Origin of the sequence: Zunongwangia mangrovi, assembly GCF_900112105.1 — a bacterium.
GTDB classification, from domain to species: Bacteria; Bacteroidota; Bacteroidia; order Flavobacteriales; family Flavobacteriaceae; genus Zunongwangia; species Zunongwangia mangrovi.
In genome coordinates this window covers 839,359-857,230 of sequence record NZ_FOKV01000001.1, presented here as the reverse complement: position 1 = coordinate 857,230, position 17,872 = coordinate 839,359, and the positions used below count along the sequence as shown (strand labels likewise).

Below are 17,872 nucleotides of genomic sequence, written 5' to 3'. Positions count from 1 at the left end.
TTCCCTCGCTTAACTATTGTTTAAAACTGTATCGATATACTGCTCACTATTCATCAACTCATTCGCGATCCTTGAAGACAACAATTGAATATGCTCGGCTCCAAAACCTATGTATAATGATATTAAACTTAAAAATACAATAGGAAGAATAAACTGTGTTTTCTTTGCTTTACTAATATCACTAAAATATTCGAATTTTGGTTTCTCAGGAATTTCTTTTGCGTCTTTCCAGAATACTTCTGCCCATAATTTTGCAATGATCACCAATGTGATAAAACTGGCAAAAACAATGGCCGCCACCGTCCAATAATTTTCGGTTGCAAAACCTTCACCGATCAAAGATATTTTTGGCCAGAAACCTGATAGGGGCGGAATTCCAACTAAAGAAAATAATGGGATAAAAATCAACAAACTCAGATTAGGATAGTTCGCGTAGAAACCTCCTAAAGCTCGCATACTGTTGGATGACTTTATTTTGAATATAATCCCGCTTACCATGAATAAATTGGTTTTTACCATGATATCATGAATCAGGTAAAAGATCACTCCGCTAATAGCAATTTCAGTAAACATTCCTAAACCGGCGATCATATAACCAATGTGACAGATAATTAAATAGGAAAAGACCTTTCGAACATTATTTTGAACCAATGCACCAACACCTCCACTAAAAATAGTTAGGATTGCCAGCACCATTAGTATCTCTCCCAGAAAAACATCTCCCACAAAAATTAACGTAAATACTCGAATTAAAGCGTAAACACCAACCTTTGTTAGTAATCCTCCAAAGATTGCAGAAACTGCTGCCGGAGGCGTATGATAGGATGCTGGAAGCCAGAAATACAATGGAAATATCGATGCCTTTGTACCAAATCCAATTAGGAATAAAATAGCCGCAACTTCTACTAATCCTCGATTTTCTACCGCAGCTACTTTACCTGCAAGATCGGCCATGTTCAAAGAACCCGTTAAACCGTACAATACTGCAATAGCGGTTAAGAAAATTGTTGAAGCTAAAATGTTCAGCGTAAAATATTTCACAGCTCCTTCTAACTGCGCCTTTTCACCACCAATAGTGATCAATACAAACGAACTAATAATGATGATCTCAAACCAAACATAAAGGTTGAATAAGTCTCCTGTCAAGAATGCCCCGGTTAAACCAAGCAGTAAAAAGTGAAATATCGGGAAATACCCAAAACGCAATCGATCTTTTATGACTGAACCGGCTGAAAATATCGAAACCGCCAGCCCAGAAAGCGCTGTTAAAAGCACCAAGGTAACCGCCAAGGTATCTGCTACAAAAACGATCCCAAAAGGCGCATCCCAACTACCGGCATTTACTTTTTGAGTTCCGTTTTCCCAAACGTAGTAGAACACATAGCTGGAAAGTAGTACAGCAATAATACTTCCGGTAATGCTTATCACTTTTTGAGCATTAATCTTATTCCAAAAAAACATCAACACGATGCTTAGGAATAGTTGAAATAATAATGGATATATGATTAATTGTTGCATCATGAATCTTCGTCGGTTGCGTTCATTTCGTCCAGATCGTCTGTTCTTACTACCTTATGCGCTCTTTTCACAAGAATGATGGCAAAAGATTGCAATCCAAAACTAATTACAATAGCAGTTAATATAAGCGCCTGCGGAACAGGATCTGCATATGCTTCTAAAAAAACTTTAGAATTTTCAGGAATAATAGGGGGTAGACCTTTTGTAATCCTTCCTAATAAAAAGATCAAAAGGTTAGCTCCGTTTCCTAATAAAATTATTCCGATAATGAGTTTTACCAAACTACGACGTAGAATCATATAGATCCCAGACGCATATAGTAAACCTACTAAAATAGCTAATAATATCTCCATAATTTAAGGCGCTTCAGAAATTGTAAAAATGATCGTTAGCGTTACCCCTACCACAACAAGATATACACCCATATCAAAAAATAATGCAGAACCAACACTGCCCAGTACAGGAACATGACCATGATACCATAATCCAGTCATAAAGGGATCGCCCGCAAAAATTATAGGTGATAAACCACTAAAGAACGATAAAGCCAATCCTGCAGGCATTAAAAAGCCCGGATGGAATCTCAAAAGTGATTTTGTGTTTTTTAATCCGTTTGCAAAAGAATGCAACACGAAAGCAATGGCAGCAATTAATCCACCAACAAACCCGCCTCCCGGAAGGTAGTGCCCTCTTAAAAGAATAAAAATGGAGAACAGTAATAATACCGGTAAAAGGTAATTAGATGCTGTTCTTAATATTATGGTTTTCATAAACTCTTTATTACTGAACTCTATCTGTTCTTTTTAATCTTAATTTCAATAATCCAAATACTCCAATAGCGGCAATGGTTAATACTGAAATCTCTATCATTGTATCTGCCCCTCTAAAATCTACTAATATCACATTCACCACATTTTTACCATGAGCCATGATATACGAATTTTCTGCGTAGAAATCACCAATCTCGGTATTTACAGGTTCAGAAAGCACTTCTAAGGCTAAAACAGCGATAAGTCCGCCGAACATTAAAGACAAAATACCATCTCGAATACGCATTTTATGATCCTGGATCTTAAGATATCTTGGTAAACGATATAACACCAATACAAATAAGATCACTGTTAAGGTATCGATAGAAAACTGCGTCATCGCCAGATCTGGCGCACTATAAAATACAAATACAAGACAGATCGTTAAACCTACCACACCCATTGCTACAACGGCAGACAAACGACTACTTGTAAATACCGTGAATAATATAGCAATACACATAATGATAAATACTACCAACTCGTAAAAACTCACATTAGATAGTATAGAAGGATCGATATTGAATTTCGTATTGCCAATCATCGTGTAACCAACCATCCCAATTAGGAAAAAGATGATAATAAACACATAATTTCTTAAATAACCATTCTGAAAAACTCGGGTCCAAAATGAAGAAAGATAAGTAAATCCAACATTAAATTTCTCCATTAAACTTTTAGGACTAGCAGATTCTAACTTTCCTACGGCGGTTTCTAATTTAGCTGAAGGTTTCAATAAGAAATAAAGTGTAGTCCCTACAGCTATAGTTACTAAACTTAAAATAAACACCGTATTAAATCCATGCCATAAGGCCAAATGAATTTCACCAGCTTCTCCGCCTAAAGCTGAAACTACGGGTTTTATCAAAGAGCCTTCTATGATAAAAGGCATTACCCCGAAAATCAAACTTAATACCGCTAAAAGTATTGGTGGCACCCACATGAATGGACCGGGCATTTTTGTATCTTTTAAATTCTCTGGTAAACTTCCCTGAAATGGTTTTATACCAGCCACGAATCCTGCCCAAAGCAATAATATTTTTGTGATCACAATCCCAACAACCAATATTGTCGCAATGATCGGTGCATGCATAGTTGCTTCATAAGTTAATTCTTTTCCTAAAAAACCTATGGTTGGCGGAATACCTGCACTAGAAATTGCAGCAATGATCGCTGCAATACCTACCGGCATTAAAACCTTACGCAAACCAGAAAGTGCAGTTACATCACGCGTTCCCGTTTGATGATCTATGATTCCTGTAGTTAAGAAAAGTGTTGCTTTATAAAGTGCGTGAACTATTATAAAAACAGCGGCTGCGGTAAATGACTCTGTAGTTCCCATACCAATTAGGAACATTAGAATCCCTAAAGCCGATATTGTTGAATACGCAAGCACTCCTTTAAGATCTGTCCTAAAAAGGGAATGAAATGCCGAATAAAGCATCGTAACCGCTCCAACAACAATTAGAGTTGTATTCCAGATTTCTTCGCCTCCAAGAACCGGGGTAAAACGCATTACCAAATAAATCCCGGCTTTTACCATGGTTGCAGAGTGCAAATAAGTAGAAACTGGTGTTGGCGCCTTCATCGCGCCCGGCAACCAAAAATGAAATGGAAACTGAGCAGATTTAGTAAAGGCCGCACCAAAAAGTAAGATCACTGCAACAGTATAATATTCGTGACCTTTTATTAATTCAGGAGACATATTTAGCATTTCAGCAATACTAAAAGTTCCTGTTATATTTCCTAAAACAATAACTCCTGCTAACAGGAACATTCCGCCTAAACCTGTAATTCCAAGCGCAGTTAAAGCAGATTTTCTCGAAGCTTCCTGGGTATTATTAAAACCGATCAAGAAGAACGAACTAATACTGGTTAATTCCCAAAATGTAAATAAACTTATCACATTATCAGAAAGCACCAATCCTAGCATCGCTGCCATAAACACACTTAAATAACCATAAAAACGATCTAAATATTTATGGTGGTGCAAATAAGCCGATGTGTAAGCAAAAACCAGGAAACCAATCCCGGTAATCATAAGGCAGAATAAAAGTGAAAGTCCGTCTAAAGTAAATCCAAGATTCACCCCAAAAGAAGGTACCCAGTTATAACTTTCTTTCACTATGTTTCCTTCCATGATTTCTGGAATGAACTGAAGAAAGTAAACGAACAGTCCCAAAGGGATCAGCGACGATAAAACAGCAAACTTCCCTTTAAAAAACTTTCCTGCGAAAACTAAGAGTATTGCAAATAAAAATCCTAAAAGTATTGCTGATATCATAATTGACTAAAAATCCGTTCCTCGCAAATATAATAGTTATTATTTAAGTTCTATGCGAATTATAAGCGTTAAATATAAGGAGTTCTGCGGACTTTGCAATTTCTTAATGTTTCTTAGTGAGATATAGTTGTTTAGAAGTCTTCTTAATAAGATAGTAAAAAATAATCTTTTCAAAAATTATCGAAAAACAATAATTTTAATTAATATTGTTATCGATAAACGATAATTATTTCTACTATGCGACCACCAATTCTTCTTAAAACCATTCTGGATATTTGCTTTATTTTTTCAGCCTTTTCCCTAGTTGTTTTTCTCATAAGTCTTATAATCACTTTCTCTACGGAAACAGATCTTTCATTTGTTTCTATTGAAAAACCACCCGAGGATCTTAATAATTTCGCCTTATGGGGATTAATACTAATTGAAGTAATAAAAACTTGTGCTTTCGTCTATGGTCTTTACGTGCTACGCAAATTAATTAGAAGTTTCTTCGGAAATAAACTTTACACAAAATTGCAAATAACTGCTTTAAACCTTAGCGGAAGATTGATCTGCCTATCTGTAATTCTTGGTGCTGTTTCTGAATTTTTAAAAAAAATGATCGTGGATAGTCGTATCGAATTAAACTTTGGTTTTGAGTTTTCCTTCAGCTCTTTTTGGATCATTCTTGCCTTCGGTATATTCCTAATCTTCCTAAGCAAAGTCTTTGCGAACGCACGCCAATTAAAACAAGAAAACGAACTAACCATATAAAATCGATCATTATGAAATGGCATCTTAGCATTCTTAAACTTATAAGCATAGTACTAATTATCGTATTAATCTTATCAGCTGCAATAAATATATTCGGCGCAATACAACAATTTGAATTTTTCAACGATCTAGCCAATTCCTTTTATTTTAAAAGCTACTTCCCAAAAAGGAGTTTCGAATATTCTTTAACCGGCCAAATTATTTTCTATGCCATAAATGCTTTACTATTTCTTTACCTCGCTTACGGCCTAAGAAGTGCTCCAAAATTAATTAGTGAGACATCAAAAGAGAATTTATTTTACCAGCATCAGGCAATAGAAATAAGAAAGATTTCTAGCGCTATCATTGTTTACGCAAAACTTAAATTTTTACTCATATTATGCGTTGGCGCATTCTTTCTAATTGCTCCATTTAATATTATAGGTTTTATTCCCTCATTTTTGATATTATACATTTTAGGTAAGGTTTTGATTCTTTTCAGTAAAATTGTAGAAAAGGGTGAATTGATCAAACAAGAAAACGAACTTACGATCTAAACGATGGGGATAATCATAAATTTAGATAAGATTCTGGAGCGTGAAGGCATGAAAAGCAATGAACTCGCCGAAAAAATTGGTATTACCACCGCCAACCTTTCTATTTTAAAAACCGGAAAAGCAAAAGCTATAAGATTCTCTACTTTAGAAGCGATTTGCGAAATTTTGAATTGCCAGCCAGGCGATATTCTTGAATATTTGGATGAAAAGTAAACGACCTCGGGTAATTTTACCCTTTGGCGGTGCCAATAAATAATTAACTTTAACACTAAAATATACCTCATGCGATTACTCCTAATTTTTCTTTTCGTTAGCACGATAAGTTTTGCTCAGCAAAATAAATACAGTATTTCATTCGAAAATGCGGTTCATCACGAAGCTAAGATCAACATTGAATTTCCAAAAATAGCAACCGATACGTTTACGGTAAGAATGAGCAGATCCTCTCCCGGTCGTTATGCCATCCACGAATTTGCTAAAAATGTTTACGGCTTTAGAGCTACCGACGGCAATGGAAAAGAATTAAAAGTTACACGACCAAATCCATATTCCTGGGCAGTCACTGGCCACAACGGAATTGTAAATATCGAGTACACGTTATTTGCGAATCGCGGCGATGGGACTTACGCACAGATCGATCCCACTCATGCGCATTTAAATATGCCGGCGACATTTATGTTTGCTGAAGATTTACAAGAAAGACCTATAGAAATCACTTACCAAACTGAAGCTATGCCCAACTGGAAAGTTGCAACCCAGTTAAAGCATATTGAAGGAAACACCTTTACGGCTCCAAATCTTCAGTACTTTATGGATAGCCCAACCGAGATTAGTGATTTCATAATGAAAAGTTTTGAAATTGATGGTAAGAATGTACGTTTCGTTTTACACGATCCAAGCAGCGACGAACTATTTAGTGAGTATTTCGAAAAAGTAAAAAAGATCGTAGAACAAGAAATGAAAGTTTATGGTGAATTACCCGATTTCGACTATGGCGAATACACCTTTTTAGCCTGCTATATCCCAAATGCATCTGGAGACGGAATGGAACATCGTAACAGTACAATTTTAACCGATATTGAAACACTGGCTAATGGTGGCATGAAAGGCAATATTGGAACTGTTTCACATGAATTTTTTCACGCCTGGAATGTAGAAAGAATACGCCCACAATCTTTAGAACCTTTCGACTTCACCAAAGCAAATATTAGTGGCGCCCTTTGGTTTGCTGAAGGTTTTACAAGTTATTATACCAATTTGATTTTATGCCGAGCAGGAATTATTTCAGCTGAAGATTATATAAACGGACTTAATGGAAGTTTCAACTATGTTTGGACATCGCCGGCGCTACAATATTTCAACCCAATTGAAATGAGCTACCAGGCACCTTTTGTAGATGCGGCAACTTCGTTAGATCCTGTAAATAGGGAAAACACATTCATTTCTTATTATTCCTACGGAAGTGTTCTTGGTTTAGCCTTAGATCTTGAATTACGAGATAAAGATCTTAATCTTGATGATTTTATGAAACTGGTTTGGGAAACCTACGGTAAACCTGAAAAGCCATACAAAGTTGAAGACATCGAAAAATTATTGAAACAATATGCCGGTGATGAGTTTGGAGAAGAATTCTTCAGTAAATATATCTACAATAGTAATATGCCAAACTATGAGCCGATATTAGCGAAAATGGGAGTACATTTTTCAAAAAAGGATCAGGAAGCATTTCTAGATATTTCTGTTGAAAACAGTGAAAACGGACTAGTAATGACCAATAATCCCAAAATAGGCACTTCAGCATATAAAATTGGTCTGGATAAAGGTGCAAAGATCATTTCAATCAATAATACACCGGTAAAAACTGCCGAAGAATTCGATAATATCACTTCAGCATTAAAACCGGGAGAAAAAATCAGTGTGAAATTCAGCAATTATGGTGAAGAAAAGACCTCAGAAGTAGCTGTAGGTAAAAATCCTTCCTACGAAATAAAAATCGACCCCGAAGCGAAGAAAAAAGCGCTTAAAAATCGCGAAAACTGGCTTTCAAGGAAGTAGAGTTTAAGACTTACAGTTTACGGTTAATAGTTCTCTGTAATCTTTAAAAATAGAAATAAAAAAAGCCTGTTGCGAAAACAACAGGCTTTTTTATATAATTTCAGAATTATGTTAGTCGGCTAAAATGATCGCTTTATTATCTTTCATTTCCAACACTCCACCTTTAATTGGGTAGAATAATTCTTTTCCTTCTTGTTTAAAATCTGAAGATAACTTTGAAGTTACATCAGTACTTGAAGCAGCAAGATTAATCTTTACCGTACCATCTGTTAAAGTAGAAACGATTGGCGCGTGATTATTAAGCATCTGAAACTCACCATCCATTCCAGGAACTTTAACCGCATCGATCTCGGCTTGAAAAACAACTGCTTCTGGAGTTACGATTTCTAAATACATAGTTTTTAGTATTGAGTACTGAGTAGTTAGTAGTTAGTTCTAGATCAACAACCACTAATAGCTCTATACTATTATGATTCAGCTAGCATTTTCTCTCCAGCTTCGATAGCTTCTTCGATGGTTCCTTTAAGGTTAAAAGCTGCTTCTGGAAGATGATCTAACTCACCATCCATAATCATATTAAATCCTTTAATTGTGTCTTTAATATCTACAAGCACACCTTTAAGACCCGTAAACTGCTCTGCTACGTGGAATGGCTGAGAAAGGAAACGTTGCACACGTCTTGCACGTGACACCGCAAGTTTATCTTCTTCAGAAAGTTCTTCCATACCAAGAATCGCAATAATATCCTGTAATTCTTTATAACGCTGTAATAACTCTTTTACTCGTTGTGCACAATTGTAATGATCTTTTCCTAAGATCTCTGGAGTAAGAATTCTTGAAGTAGAATCCAGAGGATCTACCGCAGGATAAATACCTAGCTCGGCAATCTTACGAGAAAGTACAGTTGTTGCATCTAAGTGAGCGAAAGTTGTCGCTGGTGCAGGGTCGGTAAGGTCATCCGCAGGAACGTAAACCGCCTGTACAGATGTAATCGAACCATTTTTAGTTGAAGTAATTCTTTCCTGCATCGCACCCATCTCTGTTGCAAGAGTTGGCTGATAACCTACCGCCGATGGCATACGACCAAGAAGTGCAGACACCTCTGAACCAGCCTGAGTAAAACGGAAAATGTTATCTACGAAGAAAAGAACATCTTTACCTTGTCCTTCTCCTGCACCATCACGGAAGTATTCTGCGATTGTAAGACCAGATAAGGCTACACGAGCACGCGCTCCTGGTGGCTCATTCATCTGTCCAAATACGAAAGTAGCTTTAGAATCTCTCATTACTTTCTTATCTACTTTTTGAAGATCCCATCCACCGTCTTCCATAGAGTGCATAAAATCATCACCGTATTTGATAATACCAGATTCAAGCATTTCTCTAAGAAGGTCATTACCTTCACGAGTACGCTCACCTACACCGGCAAATACAGAAAGACCACCATGACCTTTCGCGATATTGTTAATTAATTCCTGAATAAGTACAGTTTTACCAACACCAGCACCACCAAATAATCCAATCTTACCACCTTTTGCATAAGGCTCGATAAGATCGATTACTTTAATACCAGTAAATAAAACTTCGGTAGAAACAGATAAGTCTTCGAATTTTGGAGCTTCACGGTGAATTGGCAATCCAGCTTCACCAGCTTTTGGTAGATTTCCTAATCCATCGATAGCGTCTCCAACTACGTTGAATAGACGCCCGTAAATATCACTTCCAATTGGCATCTGGATAGGAGCTCCGGTAGCTACAACTTCTACACCACGGCTTAACCCATCTGTAGAATCCATAGAAATAGCTCTAACAGTATCTTCTCCAATATGAGTTTGTACCTCTAAAACTAAAATAGAACCATCTTCTCTTTTAATCTCCAAAGAATCGTAGATCTTTGGTAATTCGTTATCTGAGTCGAAGGAAACATCAACTACAGGGCCAATAACCTGGGCAACTTTACCTGTTACTTTAGACATTATTAATTTCTTTAATGTTTTTTATTTAAATCTACCTACAACCTACCTAACTGATTTATAAATCTATAAATGAAAATAGGCCACAAATTTGGCTGCAAAGATAGTTTTTTCTTTATAATTTCATACTTCCAAAGAAATAACTTTTTTTATAGCCTAAAAAGTTAAGTCTTACGCAGTAAAAGTACTTAAAAAATAAGAATTATTATCCTGTACTTACCTTATTCTACGGTTACTGATTTTGCAAGATTTCGGGGTTGATCTACATTTTTGCCTAACATGACTGCAATATGATAAGACAGTAATTGTAACGGAATCGTAGTTAACAAAGGTGTAAAAGACTCGATAGTTTCAGGAATTTCGATCACGTGATCTGCAAGTTCCTTAACCTCGGTATCACCTTCTGTTACTACGCTTATAATTTTTCCTTTTCTGGATTTTATTTCCTGAATATTACTTACCACTTTTTCGTAGTGTCCTTTTCGAACAGCGATAACCACAACCGGCATTTCTTCATCAATCAATGCTATCGGCCCGTGTTTCATCTCTGCTGCCGGATAACCTTCAGCATGAATATAAGAGATCTCTTTGAGTTTAAGTGCGCCTTCTAAAGCTACCGGAAAATTATAACCTCTTCCTAAATAGATACAATTTCTTGTGTTTTTATAGGTTTCGGCAATCTCTTTTATCACTTTATCTGATTGCAGTAGCTTTTCTACTTTCTGCGGAATGGCTTCCAGCGCCTGTAAATGCAATCTAAAATCTGAAGCAGAAATGGTTCCTTTATATTTACCAAGTTTTAAGGCCATTAAGGTTAAAACGGTGATCTGCGTAGTAAATGCTTTTGTTGAAGCCACACCAATTTCTGGCCCGGCATGTGTATAAGCACCAGCCATAGTTTCTCTAGAGATCGAAGATCCTACCACATTACAAACCCCAAAAACAAAAGCTCCTTTTTCTTTGGCTAATTTTATGGCAGCCATGGTATCTGCTGTTTCTCCACTCTGGGAGATAGCGATTACCACGTCGTTTTCTGTAATTACAGGATTTCGATATCTAAATTCTGAAGCATATTCCACCTCTACCGGAATACGCGCCATATCTTCAAAGATATATTCAGCTACCAAACCTGCATGCCATGACGTTCCACAACCCACAATAAGAATACGGTTGGCTTTTGATATTCTATCAAGATTATCGTCTACACCAGCCATTTTTATGATGCCTTTATCAGCAAGTAATCTACCTCTATAGGTATCGCGAATTGCATTAGGCTGCTCGTAAATTTCTTTGAGCATAAAGTGTTCGTAACCTCCTTTTTCGATCTGCTCTAAATTCAGTTGTAATTCCTGAACGTAGGCATCAACTTCAGAATCATTAAGGATCTTGCGAACTTTTACTTCTTTACCGTGTCTTACTACAGCCATTTCACCATCTTCAAGATAGATCGCATTATTGGTATAGGCGATAAAAGGGGAAGCATCTGAAGCTATAAAGTATTCATTATCACCAATACCTATTGCCAAAGGACTTCCTAATCTGGCAACAACAATTTCGTCTGGCTTCCTTTTATCAAAAACAGCAATAGCATAAGCTCCTACTGTTTGATTTAAAGCGATCTGTACTGCTTTACCAAGCTTCACACCTTCATTCTCAATTACATCTTCTATAAGATTTACAAGAACTTCAGTATCGGTATCACTTTGAAAGGTATATCCACGCTTTTTTAATTCTTTTCGCAACGAATCGTAATTCTCGATGATCCCATTATGAATGATCGCCAAATTACCAGAATTCGATAAATGTGGATGTGAATTTGTATCGTTTGGCTGACCGTGAGTTGCCCAACGGGTATGACCTATTCCTATAGAACCATTTGAAGTAATAGATTCCTGGACTTTCTTTTCTAGATCAACAACTTTTCCTTTAGTTTTGCAAACTTTTAAAGCTTCACCATCATAAAGTGCTATTCCTGCACTATCATAACCGCGATACTCCAAACGTTGTAAACCTTTAATAACAACATCGTAAGCATCTCTATGCCCAATGTATCCTACTATTCCGCACATATTAAGATTTGGGTTACAGGTCTGTATCTGTATAGTAGACCCTTAGCTTAAGTCGTCTATTCTCGTTTGAAGATTCAGAACCGTAAAACACCGCACCCTCTGGAGTGATTGTTGAGGCAGCAGGTGCTACTTCTACATCATCCTCTCCAGAAATTTCTGGCGTACTTTCTCTTACCGCAACAGTAGTAGTTTGTTGAATATTTGAAGTTACCGAAACACCCAATCTTACATCTGTAGAATCATTTTCTATAAGATTAATCACATGCTGAGTTAATCTTAACGTGTATTTGGTTTCTCCAGTTTCCTCATCTGTTTCCGGCAACGAAGAAAAAATTGTTCTAGAATTCAAAGGATCATTTTGATTATTACTAGGATCAAGACTATAATCGATCAAGACCGCATTATTACTAAGATCGTAAAGATAAAGACGTGAAGGAGCGTTCGCACCATTCATTAAATCTGTATTCAGATAAAGTTCAAGATTTGCTTCATTGATCAAAATATTTTGAGATCTAAGATCTGCAAGGTCTTCTTGATCAAATAATTCAACTACTCCAAGCGTACCTTCACCGCCATCAAGATAAAGGTTTTCTGAGCCATTGGCAATGTTTTGCTGAATTTGCTCTGGATATTCTCCTTCGAATGTATTTACGATGTTAGCTCCAAAATCGATTCCTAAACTATCTACGAAAGTTTCTTCTACCGTTTCTCCATCATCATCTGTAGTTTCCTGAAGATAAGAGTAATAAATATTTATACCGGCATCGGCTCCTGTAAAATTAAATAAAGCCATACTACCTTCGTTAGCAATAGGCTCTGCCTTAAACATTAAACCTCTAAAATAATCGTAGAAATTGCTGGCACTAGAAAGTTCTGCACTTCCTTCCATATCTACGATCTTTTGCTGAAAATAGTCTCTATTTAAATGAACTTTTAAAGCTGGAGCGCTGTAAGTTGTATCTGCTTCTCCTTCGTCGTTTTCACCTATAAAACGAATTCTATCTGCTGAAGGAACAAAATTCTCGTTCACATATATAGAATCTTCAGTAAGAAACTGTTCGAAAAGCGATTGCTGATCTGAATAATATCGCTGGGCTCTCTCAAAATCTTCTGAAGGATCCAGATCGTTAAGAAAATATCGAGATTCTCTAATACTCAATCGAAAACCACCATCACCATAAACAGAATCTAACTCGAATATTGGATCACCATTATCATCTACATCTTCTCTACTAAAATAAGGTAAGTTTAAAACCACACTATCCAAAATAGCCCCTTCTGGAAACTCTGGCGAGGTAGTTCCTAAACGCAACTGCGATAACACACTTGCAGACTTCTTTCCAAAAACCGGGTGATTATAAACTCCCAAAAGTTTTGGATTTGGTGTATTGGTTTGGATAGATTTTAAGTCTACGGTATATGCATTGATATCGTATTCTCTTAATTGCACCCCCGATGGATTCTCTATAATCTCTCCTCCAATATTGCTAAAATCATCATCACAAGATGCTAAAAGAAAAATAACAACAAATACTGTTGTTATTTTTAAAATCCCTCTGTATAAATTCATGTAAATAAGAATTACTATTCCGCTAATACTTTTGTAGTATAAAAATCTTGATATGCCTGTGAGAATTCTTCTCTTGTTTTATACGGAAGTAATGGTTTATTGATTTTCTTTAAATAATCCAGTAAACCTTCTGGTAGATTATCACTACCAACAATTACAGCGTCTGAATTATCTGCAGCCGTTTTGGCTAAATTCACAAAACTTGGTTCTTTAAGATGCTTAAGATCTCTTTTTTCCATTCCGTCAAACAAGACTTTATCTCTCATCTCTTCATTTAACGTCCCTTCAAAGTTTTCATTGTAAATAGAAGTCACAATTTTTGCATCTTTGAAAAGTGGCTCATTTCCGTAGAAATGTCTTAAATATAATGGCAGCATATAAGCCAACCAACCATGAACGTGAATTACATCTGGAGACCAGTTTAATTTTTTAACTGTTTCGATAACACCTTTTGCGAAAAAGATGGCTCGTTCGTCATTGTCATCAAAAAGATTACCATCCTCATCAGATAAAGTTGCCTTTCTTTTAAAGTAATCTTCATTATCAATAAAGTAAACCTGCATTCTTTCTTTTGGGATAGAAGCAACTTTTATGATTAATGGCATATCTAAATCATTAATCACCATATTCATCCCAGAAAGCCGAATAACCTCATGTAGTTGGTGGCGTCGTTCATTTATATTACCAAATCTTGGCATAAAAATTCGAATTTGCCCTCCAATGTTATTCACCATTTTTGCGGCTTCAAAAGATGTGGATGATATTTCGGTTTCAGGTAAGTAAGGTATAACTTCAGACGAGACGTACAATATCCTCTTATCTTTCATATAATTTTTCTTTAAAGTGCGGTTGCGAACAAAAAACACGCAAAATTACAAAATTTTATGCAGATTGCCAGAGATATATTAAGTTTGCACGCTGTTAATTTTAAATTACGATGCAGGTTTTTAAAGAAAAAGAACTTTTAGATCAACGCTTATCACAGGTAAAGCTTGCCGGTAAAACCATTGGTTTGGTTCCAACTATGGGCGCTTTACACGATGGGCATTTATACCTTGTAAAAGAAGCACTTAAATCCTGCGACCAGGTTGTTGTAAGTATATTTGTGAACCCAACACAATTTGATAATCCAGACGATCTGGAAAAGTATCCCAGGAATCTCGAAAAAGACATTAATTTAATTAAGAATATTTCTGAAGGAATTATTGTTTTTACTCCAAATGCTAATGAATTATACGGTGATTTGATCGCTTCAGAACATTTTGATTTCGACGGACTCGACATCGTAATGGAAGGAAAACACAGAACCGGACATTTTGACGGTGTAGGAACAGTAGTGAAACTATTATTTAAGGTTGTACAACCTAATAAAGCTTTCTTTGGTGAAAAAGATTACCAGCAATTACAAATTATAAGAAAGCTCACCGAAATAGAGAGTATTCCTGTTGAAATCGTTGGCTGCCCTATCCTAAGAGAAGAATCCGGTCTTGCAAGGAGTAGCCGTAACGAACGACTTAATGATTTGCAACGCGAAAAAGCAGCCTTTATCTTTGAAACGCTAAAAGAAACGAAAACGCTTTTTGGCACAAAAAGTGCAAATTATATTAATGAATGGGTAGAACAACAATTTAAGAATTATCCGTTCTTAGAACTGGAATATTTTGAAATATCCGATGCTAAAACTTTAAAGAAATTAACTGAAAAAAGAGAGGGAGAACAGTATCGTGCCTTTATCGCTGCTTATGCCGGTGACATTAGGCTTATCGACAACCTTGCTCTCAATAATTAAAAATCATGCAAGTTCACGTAGTAAAATCTAAAATTCATCGTGTTAAAGTAACTGGTGCCGATCTAAATTATATTGGTAGTATCACCATCGACGAAGATTTGATGGACGCCGCCAACATAATCGAAGGCGAAAAAGTACAGATCGTTAATAACAATAACGGCGAGCGCCTAGAAACTTACGCTATCCCTGGGCCAAGAAATTCTGGTGAGATCACTTTAAATGGTGCTGCCGCTAGAAAAGTAGCTAAGGGGGATGTTCTTATCTTAATTTGTTACGCCCTAATGGATTTCGAAGAAGCTAAAAGTTTTAAACCTGCAATCGTTTTTCCTAACGAAGAAAACAATTTGCTTAACTAAAATTTGCCTGTTTGAATCCTAAACTTAAAAAGATACTAAAAACTATAATCCCCCTTTTATTGGGGATTTTTTTAATCTGGTATAGTTATAACAGTGCAACTCCTGCTGAAAGAGCAGAACTTATTAGAAACATTAAAAAAGCTGATCCATTTTGGGTTGGCTTTTCTTTGATTTTAGGCACACTTTCTCACCTTTCCCGTGCTTATAGATGGAAATTCATGTTAGAACCTTTAGGTTACAGACCGAAGTTCAGAAACAGCTTTATGGCGGTAATGGCTGGATATTTGGCAAACTTGGGAATTCCAAGATCTGGTGAATTTCTTAGAGCAGCAACCTTAAAAACCTACGAAGATATTCCTATTGAAAAAGGCTTTGGAACCATAATTTCTGAAAGGTTAGCCGACCTAATTATCCTTTTAAGTATTATTTCACTAGCAGTTATACTTCAAACTGAAAATGTACTTACCTATTTTGCTGAAAATAACATCAATCCAGTTTTTACCATTGGTGCTTTTGTAATTTTAGTTATTTTAGGAACACTTACCTTAATTCTAATTAAAAAATCAAAAATTCCATTTCTTAAAAAGATCAAAGACTTTGCAAAAGGCTTGCTTGAAGGAATGCGAAGCATTTTGAAAATGCGACAAAAATGGGCATTTATCTTTCATACAATCTTCATTTGGGCAATGTATGTAATGATGTTCTACGTAGCCACCTTTGCTATTCCCGAAACCAGTGATGTAGGTTTTGGCGCAATTTTAGCCGCATTCGTGGTAGGCTCCTTTGCCATCTCTGTTACCAATGGCGGTATTGGTGTTTATCCTATTGCAATTGGCGGCGTCTTAACACTTTTTAGTATTTCAAGGCAAGGAGGCGAAGCTTTTGGCTGGGTAGTTTGGGCTTCACAAACGCTCTTAAACCTCGCTCTTGGCGGACTTTCATTTATTTTCCTTCCAATCCTTAACAGAAGGAAATAATTATCTATATTGATCGTCGCTAAATAAACACCTATGATTAAAAAACTACTTTTAGCGGTGGTATTTATCTGTCCATGGATAATTTCTGCCCAAACCACCTATGAGACGATCTCATCTGAAAAGTTAGGTACTAGCAGGGAAATAAAAATTCAGCTACCAAGAAATTACGAAAAAAACACAGAAAAGCTTTACCCCGTAATGCTCGTATTAGACGGTGATTATCTATTTGAACCTGTTGCAGGAATGGTAGATTATTACTCGTACTGGGAAGACGCTCCAGAAATGATCGTTGTTGGGGTGAACCAGAACCGTAGCCGTGAAGCCGACTCACACTACGACGAGAACCGTTATTTACCTAGCGAAGAAGGTGCTGATTTTTTTGAATTCTTAGGGATGGAATTAATGCAGAGCATCGCTAATAAATATCGCGTAGCTCCATTTCATGTAATTGTTGGTCATGACCTTACCGCCAACTTTATGAACTTTTATCTTTTAAAAGACAATCCAATTTTTGATGCTTATATTAATCTAAGTCCAGATTATTCACCAAAAATGAACGTTCGACTGGGTGAAGTTTTTGAAAGAACAGAAAAAAAACTATGGTATTACCTTGCTACAGCTTCTGATGATATCCCGCAGTTGCAAGAATCTATAAATGCATTCGATGCCCAGATCAAAGATTTAAACAACACGCAATTAAACTATAAGTTTGATAATTTTGAAAACGCCACGCATTACTCACTGGTAGGAAAAGCAATTCCTTCAGCCATCGATAATATTTTTGAAATTTATCGTCCAATCTCGCAAAAAGAATATCAAACTAAATTGCTTCAAACCAGTATAAGCCTTTCAGAATATTTAGAGGATAAATACAACACCATCGACGAACTTTTTGGTCTTCAGAAACAAATAAGATTAAACGACTTTCTCGCCATCAACCAGGCAATCGAAAAAACAAGACGTTGGGAAGACTTTTTAGGCCTAAGTGACTTGGCAGCAAAACATTATCCAAACACTATGCTGGCCACGTACTTTGAAGCCAGATGGGCAGAGGAGACTGGTAGCCCCGAAAAAGCGATTAAAACTTATAAAAAAGCCTACGGGCAAGAGGCAATTTCGTTTTTAGATATCGATTTTATGCTCGAAAGAGCTAACGAAATTAAGAAAGAACACGGCCTTTAAT

Annotated in this window: 17 protein-coding genes; 8 read left to right on the top strand and 9 right to left on the bottom strand. The window is 36.4% G+C overall.

The features are described 5' to 3' along the window. Positions 1–9 precede the first annotated feature (9 nt). From BM201_RS03910 to BM201_RS03895, 4 genes are read right to left on the bottom strand one after another with little or no spacing between them, the layout of a single operon-like run. Complete coding sequence (locus tag BM201_RS03910) at positions 10–1,521, bottom strand: proton-conducting transporter transmembrane domain-containing protein (protein ID WP_092540057.1); 1,512 nt, start codon at positions 1,519–1,521, stop codon at positions 10–12. Further along, positions 1,518–1,871, bottom strand: a complete 354-nt coding sequence (locus tag BM201_RS03905) for a Na+/H+ antiporter subunit C (protein ID WP_084841169.1) — start codon at positions 1,869–1,871, stop codon at positions 1,518–1,520. The genes BM201_RS03910 and BM201_RS03905 overlap by 4 nt, the downstream gene beginning before the upstream one ends. Before the next feature lie 3 nt (positions 1,872–1,874). Then, positions 1,875–2,288 carry a Na+/H+ antiporter subunit B gene (locus BM201_RS03900; protein WP_092540056.1) on the bottom strand — a complete coding sequence of 138 codons (414 nt, stop codon included), beginning with the start codon at positions 2,286–2,288 and terminating at the stop codon, positions 1,875–1,877. Between the two features lie 10 nt (positions 2,289–2,298). Beyond that, positions 2,299–4,611, bottom strand: a complete 2,313-nt coding sequence (locus BM201_RS03895) for a putative monovalent cation/H+ antiporter subunit A (RefSeq protein WP_092540055.1) — start codon at positions 4,609–4,611, stop codon at positions 2,299–2,301. 237 nt (positions 4,612–4,848) lie between these two features. On the opposite strand from BM201_RS03895, the gene BM201_RS03890 reads away from it, so the two are divergent. From BM201_RS03890 to BM201_RS03875, 4 genes are all read left to right on the top strand, one after another. After that, positions 4,849–5,364: a DUF2975 domain-containing protein gene (locus BM201_RS03890; RefSeq protein WP_092540054.1), complete on the top strand. Its 516-nt coding sequence runs from the start codon at positions 4,849–4,851 to the stop codon at positions 5,362–5,364. A gap of 11 nt (positions 5,365–5,375) precedes the next feature. Beyond that, complete coding sequence (locus BM201_RS03885) at positions 5,376–5,900, top strand: DUF2975 domain-containing protein (RefSeq protein WP_092540053.1); 525 nt, start codon at positions 5,376–5,378, stop codon at positions 5,898–5,900. A 3-nt stretch (positions 5,901–5,903) separates the two neighbouring features. Then, on the top strand, positions 5,904–6,113 hold the full coding sequence (locus tag BM201_RS03880; protein ID WP_092540052.1) for a helix-turn-helix domain-containing protein: 210 nt from the start codon (positions 5,904–5,906) through the stop codon (positions 6,111–6,113). Positions 6,114–6,182: 69 nt separating this feature from the next. Beyond that, positions 6,183–7,955, top strand: coding sequence for a M61 family metallopeptidase (locus BM201_RS03875; RefSeq protein ID WP_092540051.1), 1,773 nt, complete (start codon positions 6,183–6,185; stop codon positions 7,953–7,955). A 111-nt stretch (positions 7,956–8,066) separates the two neighbouring features. Here the strand turns inward: BM201_RS03875 and BM201_RS03870 are convergent, their stop codons facing one another. From BM201_RS03870 to BM201_RS03850, 5 genes are all read right to left on the bottom strand, one after another. After that, a complete protein-coding gene (locus tag BM201_RS03870; RefSeq protein WP_092540050.1) occupies positions 8,067–8,351 on the bottom strand; it encodes a F0F1 ATP synthase subunit delta/epsilon in 285 nt (94 codons plus the stop codon). A 71-nt stretch (positions 8,352–8,422) separates the two neighbouring features. Further along, positions 8,423–9,931, bottom strand: coding sequence for a F0F1 ATP synthase subunit beta (gene atpD, locus BM201_RS03865; protein WP_092540049.1), 1,509 nt, complete (start codon positions 9,929–9,931; stop codon positions 8,423–8,425). Positions 9,932–10,149: 218 nt separating this feature from the next. Continuing rightward, the gene (glmS, locus tag BM201_RS03860) at positions 10,150–11,997 is read right to left on the bottom strand and encodes a glutamine--fructose-6-phosphate transaminase (isomerizing) (RefSeq protein WP_092540048.1); all 1,848 of its coding nucleotides are present in this window, start codon (positions 11,995–11,997) and stop codon (positions 10,150–10,152) included. A 13-nt stretch (positions 11,998–12,010) separates the two neighbouring features. Further along, the gene (locus BM201_RS03855; protein ID WP_092540047.1) at positions 12,011–13,567 is read right to left on the bottom strand and encodes a BamH family beta-barrel-assembly machinery protein; all 1,557 of its coding nucleotides are present in this window, start codon (positions 13,565–13,567) and stop codon (positions 12,011–12,013) included. A 14-nt stretch (positions 13,568–13,581) separates the two neighbouring features. Next, positions 13,582–14,394, bottom strand: coding sequence for a glycogen/starch synthase (locus BM201_RS03850; protein WP_092540046.1), 813 nt, complete (start codon positions 14,392–14,394; stop codon positions 13,582–13,584). A gap of 110 nt (positions 14,395–14,504) precedes the next feature. On the opposite strand from BM201_RS03850, the gene panC reads away from it, so the two are divergent. Genes panC through BM201_RS03830 form a run of 4 tightly spaced genes read left to right on the top strand, consistent with a single transcriptional unit; the run spans position 14,505 to position 17,871 of the window. Further along, positions 14,505–15,356 (top strand): pantoate--beta-alanine ligase, encoded by an 852-nt coding sequence (gene panC / locus BM201_RS03845; RefSeq protein WP_092540045.1) that lies wholly within the window; start codon positions 14,505–14,507, stop codon positions 15,354–15,356. Positions 15,357–15,361: 5 nt separating this feature from the next. After that, positions 15,362–15,712 (top strand): aspartate 1-decarboxylase, encoded by a 351-nt coding sequence (gene panD, locus BM201_RS03840; RefSeq protein ID WP_092540044.1) that lies wholly within the window; start codon positions 15,362–15,364, stop codon positions 15,710–15,712. 11 nt (positions 15,713–15,723) lie between these two features. Next, positions 15,724–16,689, top strand: a complete 966-nt coding sequence (locus tag BM201_RS03835) for a lysylphosphatidylglycerol synthase transmembrane domain-containing protein (RefSeq protein ID WP_092540043.1) — start codon at positions 15,724–15,726, stop codon at positions 16,687–16,689. A 33-nt stretch (positions 16,690–16,722) separates the two neighbouring features. Beyond that, a complete protein-coding gene (locus BM201_RS03830) occupies positions 16,723–17,871 on the top strand; it encodes an alpha/beta hydrolase (RefSeq protein ID WP_092540042.1) in 1,149 nt (382 codons plus the stop codon). Position 17,872 lies beyond the last annotated feature (1 nt).

Coding starts and splice junctions, on each gene's coding strand:
- BM201_RS03885 (WP_092540053.1), top strand. CDS start 5,376: ATGAAATGGCATCTTAGCATTCTTAAACTTATAAGCATAGTACTAATT.
- BM201_RS03830 (WP_092540042.1), top strand. CDS start 16,723: ATGATTAAAAAACTACTTTTAGCGGTGGTATTTATCTGTCCATGGATA.
- BM201_RS03850 (WP_092540046.1), bottom strand. CDS start 14,394: ATGAAAGATAAGAGGATATTGTACGTCTCGTCTGAAGTTATACCTTAC.
- BM201_RS03880 (WP_092540052.1), top strand. CDS start 5,904: ATGGGGATAATCATAAATTTAGATAAGATTCTGGAGCGTGAAGGCATG.
- atpD (WP_092540049.1), bottom strand. CDS start 9,931: ATGTCTAAAGTAACAGGTAAAGTTGCCCAGGTTATTGGCCCTGTAGTT.
- BM201_RS03855 (WP_092540047.1), bottom strand. CDS start 13,567: ATGAATTTATACAGAGGGATTTTAAAAATAACAACAGTATTTGTTGTT.
- BM201_RS03910 (WP_092540057.1), bottom strand. CDS start 1,521: ATGATGCAACAATTAATCATATATCCATTATTATTTCAACTATTCCTA.
- BM201_RS03900 (WP_092540056.1), bottom strand. CDS start 2,288: ATGAAAACCATAATATTAAGAACAGCATCTAATTACCTTTTACCGGTA.
- glmS (WP_092540048.1), bottom strand. CDS start 11,997: ATGTGCGGAATAGTAGGATACATTGGGCATAGAGATGCTTACGATGTT.
- BM201_RS03875 (WP_092540051.1), top strand. CDS start 6,183: ATGCGATTACTCCTAATTTTTCTTTTCGTTAGCACGATAAGTTTTGCT.
- BM201_RS03905 (WP_084841169.1), bottom strand. CDS start 1,871: ATGGAGATATTATTAGCTATTTTAGTAGGTTTACTATATGCGTCTGGG.
- BM201_RS03895 (WP_092540055.1), bottom strand. CDS start 4,611: ATGATATCAGCAATACTTTTAGGATTTTTATTTGCAATACTCTTAGTT.
- BM201_RS03870 (WP_092540050.1), bottom strand. CDS start 8,351: ATGTATTTAGAAATCGTAACTCCAGAAGCAGTTGTTTTTCAAGCCGAG.
- panC (WP_092540045.1), top strand. CDS start 14,505: ATGCAGGTTTTTAAAGAAAAAGAACTTTTAGATCAACGCTTATCACAG.
- panD (WP_092540044.1), top strand. CDS start 15,362: ATGCAAGTTCACGTAGTAAAATCTAAAATTCATCGTGTTAAAGTAACT.
- BM201_RS03890 (WP_092540054.1), top strand. CDS start 4,849: ATGCGACCACCAATTCTTCTTAAAACCATTCTGGATATTTGCTTTATT.